The organism is Streptomyces sp. NPDC033845 (assembly GCF_055576225.1).
In genome coordinates this window covers 589,910-605,300 of the sequence record NZ_JBVIRI010000002.1, presented here as the reverse complement: position 1 = coordinate 605,300, position 15,391 = coordinate 589,910, and the positions used below count along the sequence as shown (strand labels likewise).

11 protein-coding genes are annotated in these 15,391 nt (G+C 74.2%); 5 read left to right on the top strand and 6 right to left on the bottom strand.

All coding sequences use genetic code 11. The features are described 5' to 3' along the window. The first annotated feature begins 184 nt into the window (after positions 1–184). Positions 185–2,341: a discoidin domain-containing protein gene (locus tag ACZ50K_RS06740; RefSeq protein ID WP_468898262.1), complete on the top strand. Its 2,157-nt coding sequence runs from the start codon at positions 185–187 to the stop codon at positions 2,339–2,341. A gap of 65 nt (positions 2,342–2,406) precedes the next feature. Here ACZ50K_RS06740 and ACZ50K_RS06735 read toward each other — a convergent pair whose 3' ends face one another. Next, on the bottom strand, positions 2,407–3,681 hold the full coding sequence (locus ACZ50K_RS06735) for a family 1 glycosylhydrolase (protein WP_468898259.1): 1,275 nt from the start codon (positions 3,679–3,681) through the stop codon (positions 2,407–2,409). A gap of 151 nt (positions 3,682–3,832) precedes the next feature. Here ACZ50K_RS06735 and ACZ50K_RS06730 point away from each other — a divergent pair, with 151 nt between their 5' ends. Together ACZ50K_RS06730 and ACZ50K_RS06725 are read left to right on the top strand one after the other, a co-directional pair. Beyond that, positions 3,833–5,239: an ROK family transcriptional regulator gene (locus ACZ50K_RS06730; protein ID WP_468898257.1), complete on the top strand. Its 1,407-nt coding sequence runs from the start codon at positions 3,833–3,835 to the stop codon at positions 5,237–5,239. A gap of 140 nt (positions 5,240–5,379) precedes the next feature. After that, entirely contained in the window at positions 5,380–6,567 is a 1,188-nt protein-coding gene (locus ACZ50K_RS06725; RefSeq protein ID WP_468898254.1) for an alpha/beta hydrolase family protein, read from the top strand. Here ACZ50K_RS06725 and ACZ50K_RS06720 read toward each other — a convergent pair. The 5 genes from ACZ50K_RS06720 to ACZ50K_RS06700 all read right to left on the bottom strand — a co-directional run bounded on the left by ACZ50K_RS06720 (position 6,555) and on the right by ACZ50K_RS06700 (position 13,778). Continuing rightward, positions 6,555–7,883 carry a S8 family peptidase gene (locus ACZ50K_RS06720; protein WP_468898251.1) on the bottom strand — a complete coding sequence of 443 codons (1,329 nt, stop codon included), beginning with the start codon at positions 7,881–7,883 and terminating at the stop codon, positions 6,555–6,557. The two genes, ACZ50K_RS06725 and ACZ50K_RS06720, sit on opposite strands and share 13 nt — an antisense overlap. 212 nt (positions 7,884–8,095) lie before the next feature. Then, the gene (locus ACZ50K_RS06715; protein WP_468898248.1) at positions 8,096–8,821 is read right to left on the bottom strand and encodes an anti-sigma factor; all 726 of its coding nucleotides are present in this window, start codon (positions 8,819–8,821) and stop codon (positions 8,096–8,098) included. Then, positions 8,818–9,396, bottom strand: a complete 579-nt coding sequence (locus ACZ50K_RS06710) for a sigma-70 family RNA polymerase sigma factor (RefSeq protein ID WP_468898245.1) — start codon at positions 9,394–9,396, stop codon at positions 8,818–8,820. Before ACZ50K_RS06710 ends, ACZ50K_RS06715 begins: the two co-directional genes overlap by 4 nt. Positions 9,397–9,521: 125 nt before the next feature. Beyond that, complete coding sequence (locus ACZ50K_RS06705; protein WP_468898242.1) at positions 9,522–10,508, bottom strand: DUF1996 domain-containing protein; 987 nt, start codon at positions 10,506–10,508, stop codon at positions 9,522–9,524. Positions 10,509–10,541: 33 nt separating this feature from the next. Next, positions 10,542–13,778: a TIM-barrel domain-containing protein gene (locus ACZ50K_RS06700; RefSeq protein ID WP_468898239.1), complete on the bottom strand. Its 3,237-nt coding sequence runs from the start codon at positions 13,776–13,778 to the stop codon at positions 10,542–10,544. 198 nt (positions 13,779–13,976) lie between these two features. Between ACZ50K_RS06700 and ACZ50K_RS06695 the strand changes: the two genes are divergently transcribed. Then, positions 13,977–14,228 carry an EF-hand domain-containing protein gene (locus ACZ50K_RS06695; protein ID WP_468898237.1) on the top strand — a complete coding sequence of 84 codons (252 nt, stop codon included), beginning with the start codon at positions 13,977–13,979 and terminating at the stop codon, positions 14,226–14,228. Between the two features lie 142 nt (positions 14,229–14,370). Next, entirely contained in the window at positions 14,371–15,180 is an 810-nt protein-coding gene (locus ACZ50K_RS06690) for a VOC family protein (RefSeq protein ID WP_468898235.1), read from the top strand. The last annotated feature ends 211 nt before the right edge of the window (positions 15,181–15,391 follow it).

The window sequence follows — 15,391 nt, the reverse complement described above, 5'->3', positions numbered from 1 at the left end:
CGGCAAAATTTTTTCTCATCACTTTTCACAAGGATTGAAGAAACCAGGAGTTCACAGGCCCTGAAGGGGATCCGAAGCGCCCGGACGCCTTCGGTTCCCGAATGCGCGACCTCTTGACGGTGCCCTTGGGGGCCAGTTCACTCACGCTTCGATCCCCCGGTTCCACGACCTCAGGAGCACCCCTATGCCTCCATCCACGGACCGTCCGCCACGCCTCCTCGCCGCCACGCTGGTCGCCGTACTGCTCGGCGCGCTGCTCGCGCTGCTCCCCGGCACGGCGGCGCACGCGGCACCCGTACTGCTCTCCCAGGGCAAGAACGCGACCGCCTCCAGCCAGGAGAACGGCGGTACGCCGGCCGCCGCCGCGGTCGACGGGAACACCGGGACCCGCTGGTCCAGCCAGTTCGCCGACCCGCAGTGGATCCAGGTGGACCTGGGCGCCCCCGCGCAGCTCAGCCAGGTGGTGCTGCGGTGGGAGGCCGCGTACGCGACGGCGTACCGGGTGGAGACCTCCGGGAACGGCACCGACTGGACCACGGCGTACACGACCGCCTCGGGCACCGGCGGGACGCAGACCCACGCGATCGGCGGGACCGCCCGGTACGTGCGGGTGACCGGGACCGCGCGCGCCACCGGCTGGGGCTACTCGCTGTGGGAGTTCCAGGTGTACGGCACCCCGGACGGCGGCCCCGTCATCCCCGGCGGCGGCGACCTCGGCCCGAACGTGATCGTCTTCGACCCCTCGACCCCGAACATCCAGGCCAGGCTGGACCAGGTCTTCGCCCAGCAGGAGTCGGCACAGTTCGGCTCCGGCCGCTACCAGTTCCTGTTCAAGCCCGGGACGTACAACGGGCTCAACGCGCAGATCGGCTTCTACACCTCCATCTCGGGGCTGGGGCTGAGCCCCGACGACACCACCATCAACGGCGACGTGACGGTGGACGCGGGCTGGTTCGGCGGCAACGCCACCCAGAACTTCTGGCGTTCGGCCGAGAACCTGGCGCTGAACCCGGTCAGCGGGACGAACCGCTGGGCGGTCTCGCAGGCGGCGCCGTTCCGCCGGATGCACGTCAAGGGCGGGCTCAACCTGGCGCCGAACGGCTACGGCTGGGCCTCCGGCGGGTACATCGCCGACTCCAAGGTGGACGGGCAGATCGGCAACTACTCGCAGCAGCAGTGGTACACCCGTGACAGCTCGATCGGCGGCTGGTCCAACGCGGTGTGGAACCAGGTGTTCTCCGGGACCCAGGGCGCCCCGGCCCAGTCCTACCCGAACCCGCCGTACACCACCCTGGACACCACCCCGATCTCCCGGGAGAAGCCGTTCCTGTACCTGGACGGCGGCGCCTACAAGGTGTTCGTCCCGGCCAAGCGGACCAACGCGCGCGGCACCTCCTGGGGCAACGGGGCGCCGCAGGGCACCTCGGTCCCGCTGGACCGGTTCTACGTGGTGAAGCCCGGCGCGACCGCCGCCACGATCAACGCGGCGCTGGCCCAGGGGCTGCACCTGCTGTTCACCCCCGGCGTCTACCACGTGGACCGGACCATCGAGGTCAACCGCGCGGACACGGTCGTGCTGGGCCTCGGGCTGGCCACGATCATCCCGGACAACGGGGTGACCGCGATGCGGGTCGCCGACGTGGACGGGGTCCGGCTCGCCGGCTTCCTGATCGACGCGGGCCCGGTCAACTCCCCGACCCTGCTGGAGGTCGGCCCGGCGAACGCCTCCGCCGACCACGCGGCGAACCCGACGACCGTCCAGGACGTGTTCGTCCGGGTCGGCGGCGCGGGCGCGGGCAAGGCCACCCTGGGCATGGCGGTGAACAGCGACGACGTGATCGTCGACCACACCTGGATCTGGCGGGCCGACCACGGCGACGGGGTGGGCTGGGAGACCAACCGCTCGGACTACGGGTTCCGGGTCAACGGCGACGACGTGCTGGCCACCGGCCTGTTCGTGGAGCACTTCAACAAGTACGACGTGGAGTGGAACGGCGAACGCGGCCGGACGATCTTCTTCCAGAACGAGAAGGCCTACGACGCGCCCAACCAGGCCGCCATCCAGAACGGCGCGACGAAGGGCTACGCCGCCTACAAGGTGGCCGACTCGGTCAACACCCACGAGGGCTGGGGTCTGGGCAGCTACTGCTACTACAACGTGGATCCGACGATCCGTCAGGGGCACGGCTTCCAGGCTCCGGTGAAGCCGGGCGTGCGGTTCCACGACCTGCTGGTGGTCTCGCTCGGCGGCAACGGCCAGTACGAGCACGTGATCAACCAGATCGGCGCCCCCACCTCGGGCACCTCGACGGTCCCCTCCACGGTGACCTCCTTCCCCTAGGAGGTCAGGAGGTCAGGAGGTGCCGTCCGGCCCGCTGACCACCCGGCGCTCCCGCGCCCGGGTGGTCAGCGCGCTGCGTGCAGGGCCCGGTGGGCGGCGATCAGGGCCGCGTAGTGGTGGCCGCTGGACTTGACGGTGCGGGTCTGGGTGGGGTGGTCCACATGGATCAGGCCGAAGCGGCCGGCGGGACCGGGGGCCCGGTCCGGGCCGTCGAGCAGGGACCGGGCGCAGTAGCCGGCCAGCGGGGCGCCCCGGCGGACGGCGCGGGCGCAGGCGGCGACATGGGCGGTGAGGTAGTCGGCGCGGGCCGGGTCGTCGATGCTGCCGTCGGAGCGGACGGTGTCCGGGTAGGCGCAGCCGTTGCCGGTGACGACGAGGCTGCGGGCTCCGTACTCCTCGGTGAGGCGCAGCAGCAGGCTCTCGATTCCGTCCGGGTCCACCTCGCGGTCCGTCCCGGTGCGCGGGACCCCGGGGCGGCGGACCGCCCGGGCGTACGGGGCGGGTCCGGCCGGGTCGTCGGCGACGGTCCTCGGGAAGTAGTAGCCGAGGCCCAGCCAGTCCAGCGGGGCGGCCATCAGCCTTTGGTCCCCGGGGTGTTCGGGCAGGTCGACCCGGTAGACCTCGCGTATGTCGGCGGGGAAGTCCCGGCCGTGGACGGGGTCCAGCCACCAGCGGTTGACATGGCCGTCCATCCGCCGTGCGGCGGCCAGGTCGGGGCCGGTCGCGGTGGCCGGGCGGACGGCGGAGAGGTGGTGGGCGATGCCGATCCGGGCGGCGGGGGCGGCGGCGCGGACCGCCTGGACGGCGAGGCCGTGGCCGAGGAGCAGGTGGTAGGAGGCGTGGACGGCGGCCGTGGGGTCGGCCGGTCCGGCCGCCTGCCCGTCGGGGCCGCCGGTCCAGGCGGTGTACAGCGGTTCGTCGAGGGTGGTCCAGTGGGTGATCCGGTCGCCGAGGCGGGCGGCGGCCAGGGCGGCGTACTCGGCGAAGTGCTCGGCGGTGCGGCGGGCCGGCCAGCCGCCGCGGTCCTGGAGGGCCGGGGGCAGGTCCCCGTCGTGCAGGGTGGCGGAGGGGCGGATGCCGACGGCGAGGAGGGTGTCGGTGAGCCGGTCGTAGAAGTCCAGGCCCCGGGGGTCGGCGGGGCCGTCGCCGCCGGGGACGATCCGGGGCCAGGCGAGGGAGAAGCGGTAGGTGCCGGTGCCCAGCTCGGTCATCAGGGCGATGTCCTCGCGCCAGCGGTGGTAGTGGTCGCAGGCCTCGGCGCCCTCGATCTGGCGGGCGGAGGTGGTGGTTCCCCAGCCGAAGTCCGCGGGCAGGGCGGCGAGATCGATCGCGTCGGACACGGGTTTCCTTTCGGCGGGGACCGGCGGGGCGGATCCGGCGACCGTGCCGCCGACACTTAATTCACGTCATGAGTTAAGACCCGGGCAGTGGTCGCGTCAAGGGGTCGCACAGCGGTATGTTGCAGGCGACGCCAGCTGCGGAGGGAACCACATGACGGTCCGGAACGGACGCACGGTACGGGACCTGCGGCGCGCCAACCGCGGCGCGGTACTGCAGCGCCTGTACTTCGGCGGGCCGATGAGCCGCCAGGAGCTGGGGCCCGCCACCGGCATGAGCTCCGGATCCGTGAGCAACGTGGTCGGCGAACTCGTCGCCGAGGGACTGCTGGAGGAGGCCGGGATCGTCGACTCCGACGGCGGGCGCCCCCGCACCCTGCTCCGGGTGGCGCCCGGCAGCGCCCGACTGATCGGGGTGGACGTCGGCGAGACCCGGGTGCGGGTGGAGCTCTTCGACCTCTCGCTGACCGAACTGGCCCGCTCCGAACAGCCCTTGAGGGCCGGCGACTATGCGGTCGGACCGATCGTGGAACAGGTCCGGGCCGGGATCGCGGCCGTGCTCGCCGAGTCCGGCACCGGGACGGACGGACTGCTCGGGGTCGGCGTTGGGGTGCCCGGCATAGTGGACCGCGACGCCCCCGGAGGGGCGGTGGTGCACGGCCAGACCATCGGCTGGGACGCCGTGCCGCTGGAAGCCCTGTTGCGGGACACCGGGGCGCTGCCGGCGGAGGTGCCCTATCTGATCGACAACGGTGCGCGCACCCTGGGCCAGGCCGAGATGTGGTTCGGCGCCGGCCGGGGCGCCCGGAACGCCGTGGTGGCGCTGATCGGGTCCGGGGTCGGCGCCGGACTGATCACCGACGGCTCCCCGGAGGACGGCGGGACCGAGGGCACCTCCCTGGAGTGGGGCCACCTGACGGTCTCGGTGCGCGGCCGGCGCTGCCGGTGCGGGGCCCTGGGCTGCCTGGAGGCCTACACGGGGGCGGAGGCCCTGCTGGCCCGGTGGGCCGGACTGGGCGGACCCGCCGCACCCGGGCCGCTCATTGACGGTCCGAGCCGATCGGCGGCCCCGGACTCGACGGACCCGGCGGACCCGGCGGACTCGGCGGACTCGGCGGACCCGACGGGCTCCGCGGACGAGGAGGCGGCGCTGGCCGGGCTGCTGGCCGCGGCCGACGCCGGGGACGCGGCGGCCCTGGAGGTGCTGGAGGAGGCCGCGGAGTACCTCGGGGCCGGACTGTCCGACGTGATCAACCTGTTCCGGCCGGAACGGATCCTGATCGGCGGCTGGGCCGGACTGATGCTCGGTCCCCGGATCCTGCCCGCCGTCCGCCGGCACGCCGTCGGATACGCCCTCCGGCACCCCGCCGACCGGGTCACCATCGGACTGGGCTCGCTCGGCCCGGACGCGGTCACGGTCGGCGCCGCCACCCTGCCGCTGGCCGCCTTCTTCGCCGCCGGCGGCCGCCGGTCGCCGGATCCGGCCCGGTCGGCGGCCGAGCCGCCCGGCTGGCGCACCTCGCTGGAGCAGCGCGGCAATCCGGCGGCCACCGGATCCTGAGGGCGGACCGCGATCGTGAGGGCGGGCCGCGAAGGCGGTGCGCACGGCGTGCGGTCGCACCCCTGGGCGTAATGGTCCAGACCAACTAGGGTGTGGCTGCTGCCGATCGGCCGCGCCGCCGCACGCTCCGGGTGGGGAAGATGATCACACGAAGGTCCGCTCTGGCCGTGGCCGCCGCCGCCACCGCCTTCACCCTGCCGGGCGGCACCGCCCGCGCGGCCACCGTCGGGATCCCGCTCCCGGCGCCCACCGGCCGCTGGGCCGTCGGCACCCTGGCCGTAGGGACCGTGCAGCGGGACCGGCCCGACCCGCTGGCCCCCGACCGGCGGCCCCGCGAGCTGATGGTGCAGCTCTGGTATCCGGCCCGGGGCACCGGCGTCGGACGGCCCCGCGCCCCCTACACCTCGGCGGAGGCCGCCCGGGACCTGGAGGAACGGCTGCCGCTGACCCCCGGCACGGTCGGGGCGGTCCGCACCCACGCCCGCCCCGGCGCGCCCGCGGCCCCCGGCGCCCGGCCGCTGCTGCTCCTGGGCCACGGCCGCAAGGGCGGCCGCGCCGACTGCACCGCGCTGGCCGAGGACCTGGCCTCGCACGGCTATCTGGTGGCCGGGGTGGACCACACCCACGACGCGGCCGTGGTGCGCTTCCCGGACGGGCGGACCGTACGCAGCACGCTCCCGGACGAGCCGGCCGACTGGGAGACCCAGGAACGCCTGGAGACCTCGGTCCGGGTCGGCGACCTGAGCTTCCTGGCCGGGGAGTTCACCCGGCCCGGCGGACCCTGCCGGGGACCGGGCCGGCCCCAGGTGGACCCGGACCGGATCGGGGCGCTCGGCCACTCCATGGGCGGCGCCGCCGCCGCCGAGGCCCTCCGGGTGGACCCCCGGTTCCGGGCCGGACTCGGCATGGACGCCGGACTGTTCGGCACCCCGGTGCCCGAACTCGGCCTGGACCGGCCCTATCTGCTGCTCACCGCGCTGGAGGACCACGACACCTGGCGCCGCTGGCGCGAGCACCAGCGCGGCTGGGCACGGCAGTTGAGGATCCACGGAACCGGCCACCTCAGCTTCACCGACCTGCCCTGGTTCGCCGGGCCGGGCGGCCTGCCCGGCAGCTGGCCGCCCGAGCTGTACACCGAGCTCCTCGGTTCGCTGCCGGCCGCCCGGTCCACCGAACTGGTCCGCCGTTACGTCCGCGCCTTCTTCGACCGCTTCCTGCGGGACCGGCCGGCTCCGCTGCTGGACGCGCCGGTCCCCCGCCACCCCGAGGTGGAGTTCCGCTGGGTCCGCGAACCGCGCGAGCCCGGCGGCCGGGTTCAGGGCAGGTAGAGGGTGTAGAGCAGGCGGTTCGGGGCGGGCGGCGGGCTGCCCTGGAGGACACCGGCGGTGGCGTTGGCCAGCAGCGCCTGCTTCACCTGGGCCGGGGTGTCCTGCGGCCGGAACGCCAGATGGAGCGCGACGGCGCCGGCGGTGTGCGCGGTGGCCATGGAGGTGCCGCTGAGGGTGGCGGTGGCCGTGTCGCCGTCCTTCCAGGCGGACGGGATCGCCACGCCGGGGGCGAACAGGGACACGCAGTTGCCGTAGTTGGAGGAGGAGGCCCGGCGGTCCTGCCGGTCGGAGGCCGCCACCACGATGGTCTCGGGCACCCGGGCCGGCGAGGTGGAGCAGGCCCCGCCGGGACTGGCCGATCCGCCGGCAGCCACGGTGTAACTGATGCCGGAGGCGATGGAGTTGCGGACCGCGGCGTCCAGGGCCGAGCTGGCCGCCCCGCCCAGGCTCATATTGGCCACGGCGGGCCGGACCGCGTTCGCGGTCACCCAGTCGATCCCGGCGATCACCCCCGAGGTGGACGCGGATCCCTGGCAGTTGAGGACCCGTACGGCCACCGGCCGGGCCTCCTTGGCCACCCCGTACACCGAGCCGGCGGCGATGCCCGCCACATGGGTGCCGTGGCCGTTGCAGTCCTGCCCGTTGCCGCCGTCCCCGACGGTGTCGATGCCGACGGTCGCGCGTCCGCCGAACTCCCCGTGGGTGGTGCGGATCCCAGTGTCGATGACGTACACCCGGACCCGGGGAGCGGTGGTGAGGTAGGTGTAGCTGGTGGACAGCGGGAGCTGCCGCTGGTCGATCCGGTCCAGGCCCCAGGGGGCGTCCGGCTGGGTGGCGTCCGGACCGGCGGCCGTGGCCCCGGCCTCGGCGGCTGACGTGGCTGCCGCGGCTGACCTGGCTGCCGGGTCCAGGGAGACCCGGGTGTCCTGGTGGATCCGCGCCACCCTCGGGTCGGCGGCCAGCCGGTCGGCCTGCGCCCGGGTCATCCGGACCGAGAACCCGTTCAGCGCGGAGGTGTAGACGTGCCCGATCCTCGCTCCGGCGGTCCGTCCGGCCAGTTCGCGGGCGATCTCGCGGGGGCCGGCCGCCGCCGTCGAGCCGCGCCCCTCGGGGCCACGGGCCTTGAGTTCGACGATCCAGGCGTCCGGCAGCCCCTCCTGACCGGGCCCGGCCAGGGATATCGGAGCGCGCCCGACGGAGTCCGGGGCGGCGCTGCGGGCGGCGGCGGGCAGCGCGGCGGCCAGCGGCAGGACCAGCGCCAGCGCGGCGGCGGACAGCAGGGACGGTACGGGGCGGCGGCGGGTCGGCAGTCTCATGAGCGGCACCTGGGCCCTTCCTCGACCGGGTGGGGGGCCGCCAGGCTCCCGCGCCGCCCCACCCCGCACAAGACCACCCCACCGGCCGCCACGGTCGGAATCCAGCCGCGACCCCGGGCCGGGGCCGATCGGTCCGGGGCGCGCGGCCCCGGACCGATCGGCCCCGGTGGTCGGCCCCGGCGTTCGACCCCGGCGGTCGGGGCCCCGGCCGGTCAGAGAGGAACCGTGACGAAGGTCCGGCCCGTCTCGTTCTCGACCGCGATGGCCTTGACCAGGGAGGGGTCCACCGCGGCCGAGCCGTCCAGTGAGGCTCCCTTGCCCTCCCCGTCGGCCTGGCTGCCGACCACCCAGCCGCCCGCCGTGGTGCGGCTGCCGTCCCGGCCGATGACGACCAGTCGGCAGCGCTCACCGGCCGGAATGCCGGTGACCGCGGCGTTCACCCGGACCCAGCGGGTGGCGGGCACCATCCGGACGGTCATCCGGGCGCCGCTGGCCGCGTCGGTGGCGGAGGCCACCCTGGTGCCGGCCGGCGGGGGTGAGGGGGTGGCCGTGGCGGTGGGCGGCGGTTCGGGCAGGGCGCGGACCTGTTCACCGCCGCCGGTGGCCGTACCGGCCCAGAACACGGCGGCGAGGGCGGCGGCCGCCGCGAGGCCCACCAGGGCCCCGCGGCGGCGCGCGCCGCCCGCGCGTTCGTCGCGCATCCGCCGCAGGGTGCGCTGGAGCATCAGGTCGCCGCCCGGGGGCGGCCCGTCCAGGAAGGCCTCCGGGGGGACTTCGCCGAGCGCCGCCTCCATCCCGCGGAGCTCGTCGACCTCCCGTCCGCACCGCTCGCAGCCGTTCATGTGCTCCTCGACGCGCCGGATGTCGCTCTCGTCGAGTACGCCGAGGACGTACGGGCCGAGCAGTTCCTCCTCCGCGTGCTGCTGCTGCCGGTTCATGCCACCACCTCCCTGATTCCGGCGGGCTGCTGGGGCCTGCTCGGTCCGTCGTCTTCCCTGAACGTCTCGCGCAGGGCCTTCAGCGCGTAGTGCGAGCGCGACTTCACGGTGCCCGCCGGGATGCCGAGGGTGTCGGCGGCCTCGGCGACGCTGCGCTCGCGGTAGTACAACTCGGTCAGGACGTCCCGGTGTTCCGGCGAGAGCCGGTCGAGGGCGCCCAGTACGGTCATGGTGTCGACCACCGCGTCGGAGTGGTCGACGGCCACCGGCGGGGCGGCGGCGGAACCGGCGACCTCGGCCGGCCGGGCCGCCTTGGCGCGGAAGCGGTCGGTGATGATGTTCCGGGCCACGGTGAGCAGCCAGCCGCGCACCGAGCCCTTCCCGTTCACCAGGACCTCCGAGTGCCGCCAGGCCCGGATCAGGGTCTCCTGGACGACGTCCTCGGCGGCGGCCCGGTCGCCGGTCAGCCGGGTGGCGTAGGCGAGCAGGGCATGGCCGTGCTCCTCGTACACCGCCCTGATCAGTGCTTCGTCGGTCGAGCCCCGCCGGTTGCGGGGCCACAGTGGTCCGGCCATCTCACCCTCTCCGTCTTCCGTGCCGGCGCCGCCGGGGCGGGCGCCTGCTCGTGCCGAACACGCGGCCGCCCGGCGGACGGTTCATGTGAGTTGCGTCACGTACGGGTGAGGCGGCGGGTGCGGGTTCAGCAGCGGCGTCCGGTGTTGAGGCAGTCGACGACCTCGGCCATCCGGTCCTCGGTCATCACGTTGACGAACATGGCGTGGTCGGTACGGGGGCTGTGCAGCTGTTCGGGGAAGGAGTCCAGGGCGAGCGGGGTGCCGGGCGGGACCTGGTAGGCGAGGGTGAGGCGGAGTTCGGGGACGGCGAAGGTGCCGGGCGGACAGACCCCGTTGGGGGCGGCGAACCGCAGATGGGTGCGGGTCTCGTCGACGGTGTCCAGGCCGTTCCAGCAGCCGGGGAACACCAGGGTGCGGGTGATCCGGTCGCCCTCGGGGCAGATCGGGTAGCTGGTGGTGTGGCGGCCGGGCAGGCTCGAACAGCCCCAGCGGGCCCGGACCTCGTCGCCGGTGCGGGCGGTGAAGGCGACCGCGTCCCCGGTCATGGCGCGCAGGAACCGGGGCATCGGGACCACCGGGCTCACCGGGTTTCCGCGGAACTCCAGGCGCACTTCGGCCGGTCGCAGGATCTCCCCGGTGTTGCCGTGTCCGGCGGCCCGTTCGTACGGGAGGGTGGCGGGCCGGTCGGTGCGTCGCAGCACCGGCCAGTAGTAGGTGGAGCGGTCGCCGTCGCGGCAGCTGGTGGGGGCGGCGGCGAGTTCGGCGTCGGTGGAGGTGGCCGTGGTGGCGAGGTTGCCGACGTAGGCGTGGGTGTGGTGGGCGCCGCCGGTCAGGCCGGGCGAGACCACCAGGTTGTCCTGGTTGTAGTGGGCCTCCTCGTTGCGGCCGCAGTCGACGGTGACGGTGCCGGTGGAGGCGTCGGGTCCGGCGGGGGCCGGCGGTCCGGGCTCGGGGGCGTCCCGCGGGTCGGCGTGGACGAGGGCGGCGGCCGGTGGGCCGGCCGCCGTGTGGTGCGGGCCGGAGCCCCCGACGCCGCCGGACACGGCCGCGGCGAGGGCTCCGGCGAGCGCCAGGCAGACGAGCGGTGCGAGCGGTCGGCGTACGTTCCCCATGCGGGTCACGTTCGCCGCCGACCGCGTCGCCCGTCAACTCGTGAAGGTCCAGGTCCGGTCGGTGCCCTGGTCGCAGTCGGCCCGGACCAGCCGGGTCCCGTCTGCGGTGCCGGCGGCGGCCGGGGCGAGGCAGAGTCCGCCGTTGCGGAGGGTGCCCCGCGGGCCCTGCTGCCAGCTCTGGGAGGCGGCCCCGGTGCAGGCGGCGATGGTGACGTACGGGGCGGTACCGTCCAGGCAGGTTCCGGCGAGGCCGGTGAGCCGGCCGTCGGGGTGCAGGGTCCAGCGCTGGTTGGGGCCGCCGTGGCAGCCGTAGAGGGTGGGTTCGGTGCCGGGTGCGGTGGAGCTGTGCGGGAGGTCCGCGCAGCGTCCGGAGGCGGCGCCGACGAGGGTGGCGTCGGTGGGCGGCGGGGCCGGTCGTCCGGTGGCGGTGAATTCGGCGGCGCTGGTCCAGGGGCCTCGTCCGCCGGCTTCGGTGAGGGCCCGGACCCTGAGGTAGCGGCCGGTCTTCGCGGCCAGCGGTACGGTCTTGGCCGCGGCGGTGTCGGCGAAGGCGCCGGTGGCCACCGGGGCGCCCCAGTCGGTGGTGCTGTCGGAGACGTGGACCTCGTAGGAGCCGATCCGGCCGTTGGTGCCACCGTCCTGCCGGGGGAGGTAGCCGAGGCCGTCCACGGTGTGGCGGGCGCCGAGGTCGATCTGGATCTCGTGCGGGAGGGCGGCCGGGGTGCCGGCCGACCAGCGGGTGTGCCAGTGGGTGGCCGGGTTCCCGTCGAAGGCGTTGCGGGCCGCGCCGTTCTCCGCGGCGGTCTCCTCGCTGTCGGCCCGGACCAGGCTCCAGCCGGTGCGCGGGATGGGCGCGGAGCCGGGCAGCGGCCCGGCGGCGGGGAGTGCCGTGCCGGTGGCCTTGAGGGTGAAGGCGGTGGAGCGGTCGCCGGTCTTGGCCCACAGGACGCCGGACCGGTCGGCCGGGTCGAAGTACCAGCCGGTGGCGGCGGCCTGGTAGGCGGCCTTGGAGGGATGGGCGGGCAGGGCGGTGCCGTCCAGGGTCACCGCGGTCGGGGCGGCCGCCACGTGCAGGCTGAACTCGTAGCCGCGGGAGGCCGGTTTGCCGGTGTAGGAGCCGGTGGCCGCGCCGACGGAGACGGTGACGTCCCCGCCGCCGGCGGCCGGGGCGGTCACCGCCACCCGCTGGCGGGCGAAGGCGCCGCTCTGGTGGGCGCGGGTGAGTCCGTCGTCCTCGTAGAGGGTGAACTCGGAGCTGCCGCGCGGGTGGATGTCGTAGGTGAGGGTGGAGACGGGCTTCTCGCCGGTGTGGTTCATCTGGGGCCACATGGGCACGATGCCGCCGCCCTTGACGAACAGGGGCAGGGTGTCGAGGGGTGCGGGGTAGCCGTTGAGCCAGCCGGGCCCTGCGTAGGTCTTCCCGGTCCAGTAGTCGGTCCAGGTGCCGGCCGGGAGGTAGATGCCGTCGCGGACGGTGGTGTCGGAGACCACCGGGGCGACGAGGAAGGAGTCGCCGGCCATGAACTGGCCGCTGGTGAGGTTGCCGCGGGCCACCGGGTCCTCGGGGTGCTCCAGGACCAGGGCGCGGGTGCTGGGCACTCCGGTCTCGTGGGCGACCCGGCTCATCGTGTACAGGTAGGGCATCAGGCGCATCTTGAGCTTCAGGTACTTGCGGTTGATGGAGAGGTAGGGCTCGGCGAAGCGCCAGGGCTGCTTGTCGTGGTAGCCGGCGGCCGGGTTGACGGCCCCCCAGCCGGACATGGTCATGAAGGCGGGGGTGAAGGCCTTCCACTGGAGGTCGCGGGCATAGGTCTTGGGGCTGCCGCCGAAGATCCCGTCCACGTCGCCGGCCGCGTGGTTGAGGGCGGAGAGCCCGGCGCCGGTGAGGGCCGGGACGTGCCAGCGCATGTCGTCCCAGGTGCCGTGGGTGTCGCCGGTCCAGACGACGGCGTTGCGCTGGGTGCCGGCCCAGCCGTCCACGGTCCAGACGTAGCGGCGGGCGTCGGAGTTCCGCTCGATGCCCTCGACGGCCTGTTTGACCCCTTGGAAGGCGGTCTTGTAGCCGCCGCCGATCCAGGCCACGTCGGTCTTGACCCCCCGGGTGCCCTGGACGCCGACCTCGTCGGCGATCCCGGAGAGCCCGGTGGAGGTCCACAGGCCGGTCTGGAAGCCCTTGGCCTTCAGGGCGTCCACGGTGGACTTCAGGGGTGCGGTGTAGCCGCAGCCGTAGCCGTCGTTGGGCAGGAACCAGCCGGAGGGCATGTCGGCGGCGCGGGCGTCGGTGGCGTACGAGACCACGTCGGGGGTGGTCTGGTGGCGGGCCCGGCCGTGGTCGCCCTGGTAGTCGGGGTTGGAGGCGTTCCAGCAGTCGGCGTTGCCGAGTTCGAAGCCCCACATCGGGGCCATGAAGGGTTTGCCGGTGACGTCGGTGTAGGCGTCGAGGACCCCTTTGAGGGAGTCGCCCGCGAAGTACCAGGCGTCGAAGCGGTCCTCGGTGTGGGTGAGGGTGCTGGGCGAGTGGAAGCCGTAGGAGCCGGGGGCCCAGGTGTTGCGCATCACCCCGTAGTCGTTGGTCGACATGTAGAAGGGGGCGGGGCTGGCGTTGTCGTTCTCCCGCCAGCGGTTGTCCACGGCCACCGGCACGGTCTTGTCGCGCAGCGCCCACTCCCCCAGCCGCAGGCCGGTGCCGTAGAACTGCTCGTCGGCGCCGCGGGCCAGGTACTGGGTGGTCTTCCCGCCGGTCCAGGAGGTGGGCTGGGTCTCCTGCCAGAGCGGTGTGGTGTCGTCGGCCCGGTAGGCGGAGAAGCGCAGCGGCGACTTCTCCACCCGGATGGACAGGTCCGCGGTGGCGATGCGGTGGTGGCCGCCCGCGTCGGTGAGGGAGGCGGTGACCGGGCCGAAGTCGGTGGTGACGGCAAGGTCGGTGCCGGCCGGGTCGTCGGTGAAGGAGCCGTCGGGGGACAGCCAGATCCGGAAGATGTCGGACCGGGCGAGCACCACCCGGACCTTGGCCCGGGTGCTGGTGGTGATGGTGAAGGTGTTGCCGCTGCGGCTGATGCCGGTGACCGATCCGGCGGTGGCGGCGGGGGCGGCCGGGGCCCCGGGGGCCGCCGAGACCCCGGGGGCGAGGAGGGCGGGTCCGGCCAGGGCCAGGAACAGGGCCAGCAGGGCGCCGAGCGCGGCGCGCAGGGGGGTGCGGTGGGTCCGCGGGCGGGTGCGGGGGTTTCGCGAGGGTGTGCGGGGGGTCCGCGGGCGTGTGCGGCGGGTCATGGGGCGGCTCCTCGTGCGGTCTACCGGTCCGGACGGGCTTGCTCGCGCGCTTGTCATGCGCTCGGCAAGATAGCGCCCCCTCGGGGTTCAATGAAAGGAGTTGCTCGAAACAGGCCGGTTCCAAGCAGCTTCACGCACCGCCGAGGGCCCGTGTGACCATACGGAGGGACATGTGACCGGCACGGGGAAGGGACCACCATGAGCGAGAAGGCCCGCAAGCTGTTCGACGCGCTGGACCTGAACGAGGACGGCAGCCTGACCAGGGCGGAGGTCATCTCGGCCCTGCGCACCAAGGGGCCCACCCTGGCCGCCCGGGGCGACCTGCCCTTCTGGGGCCTGGGGGACGCCGACGCCTCCTCCGCGCTGTTCGACGCCGCGGACCAGAACGGCGACCGCGTGCTGAGCTTCGAGGAATTCGCCGCGGTGGTGGACCGGCGGTTCGGCTGGTAGGGCACGCCTCGCGAGGAATCACCGACGCACGGTCATCGCCTCACCGCATCACCGCAAAGTAGGTGATATATCCGGAGGAAGGGGTACCAAACCCCTTGCGGTGCGAGTCCAGCGACGACCGAAGCGGATGGGGCTGACAGCGATGTCCACGTCTACCCACGAGGTGTACGGAGCGCCCTGCTGGGTCAGCCTGATGACCCGCGACCTGACGGCCGCCGAGCACTTCTACGGGGAGGTCCTGGGCTGGTCCTTCCGCCAGACCGGGCTGGGCGAGAACTTCCGGGTGGCCTTCCTGGGCGGGGTGCCGGTGGCCGGCATCGGCGAGGGCGCCGACCGGCTCTCCGTCCCGGTCGCCTGGACCCCGTACTTCGCGGTGGACGACGCCGACGTGACCGGCGCGCGGATCACCGAGCGCAGCGGCACCGTGGCCGTGGGACCGCTGACCTTCGGCACCGGCCGGGCGGCCCTGGCCGCCGACCGCGAGGGGGCGATCTTCGGGATCTGGCAGGGCAGCGTGATCCCGGACTGGCACATCGGCCGGGAGGACGCGCCGGCCTGGCTGGAGCTGCGCACCCGGCACGCCCTGGACGCCGCGATCTTCTACGGGGAGGTCCTGGACTGGGCCTGCGACACCGAGGGCTGCTGCGACGCCAGCTACGAGGACGGCCATGTGGTGCTGCGGCACAGCGGCCACCCGGTGGCCCGGATCCGCGGCGGGGCCGCCGAGTACGCCCCGGACCCGCGCATCCGGCCGCGCTGGCGGGTCAACTTCCGGGTGCCGGACCTGGAGGCGGCGGTGGCCCGGGCGATCGAGCTGGGCGGCACCTCGGTGCCCACCGGGGCCGGGGCGGAGAGCGACCGGCACGCCACCCTCCAGGACCCGGCGGGGGGCCTGTTCACCATCGCCACCACCGCCGACGCGGACCCCTACGAGCCGCCTCCGCTGCCCTGAGGCCCGGGCCCCCGGCCCGCACCCCACGCATTCCCCGTCCGCTATGCGGACGACTGTGTCCGGCGTGTGAACTCTTCCGCCCGGGCATTTTTCCCTGTTCGCATCAACTCGCGCAGACCAGGCGGTAGTTGAGCGGATCCGGCGGCAGTGGCCGGATCGGGGGCAGGGGGGCGGGAGGGGTTCGGCAAGGGTTTTCCCCGTATCGGGTTCA

Coding starts and splice junctions, on each gene's coding strand:
- ACZ50K_RS06740 (WP_468898262.1), top strand. CDS start 185: ATGCCTCCATCCACGGACCGTCCGCCACGCCTCCTCGCCGCCACGCTG.
- ACZ50K_RS06730 (WP_468898257.1), top strand. CDS start 3,833: ATGACGGTCCGGAACGGACGCACGGTACGGGACCTGCGGCGCGCCAAC.
- ACZ50K_RS06725 (WP_468898254.1), top strand. CDS start 5,380: ATGATCACACGAAGGTCCGCTCTGGCCGTGGCCGCCGCCGCCACCGCC.
- ACZ50K_RS06720 (WP_468898251.1), bottom strand. CDS start 7,883: ATGAGACTGCCGACCCGCCGCCGCCCCGTACCGTCCCTGCTGTCCGCC.
- ACZ50K_RS06715 (WP_468898248.1), bottom strand. CDS start 8,821: ATGAACCGGCAGCAGCAGCACGCGGAGGAGGAACTGCTCGGCCCGTAC.
- ACZ50K_RS06710 (WP_468898245.1), bottom strand. CDS start 9,396: ATGGCCGGACCACTGTGGCCCCGCAACCGGCGGGGCTCGACCGACGAA.
- ACZ50K_RS06705 (WP_468898242.1), bottom strand. CDS start 10,508: ATGGGGAACGTACGCCGACCGCTCGCACCGCTCGTCTGCCTGGCGCTC.
- ACZ50K_RS06700 (WP_468898239.1), bottom strand. CDS start 13,778: ATGACCCGCCGCACACGCCCGCGGACCCCCCGCACACCCTCGCGAAAC.
- ACZ50K_RS06695 (WP_468898237.1), top strand. CDS start 13,977: ATGAGCGAGAAGGCCCGCAAGCTGTTCGACGCGCTGGACCTGAACGAG.
- ACZ50K_RS06690 (WP_468898235.1), top strand. CDS start 14,371: ATGTCCACGTCTACCCACGAGGTGTACGGAGCGCCCTGCTGGGTCAGC.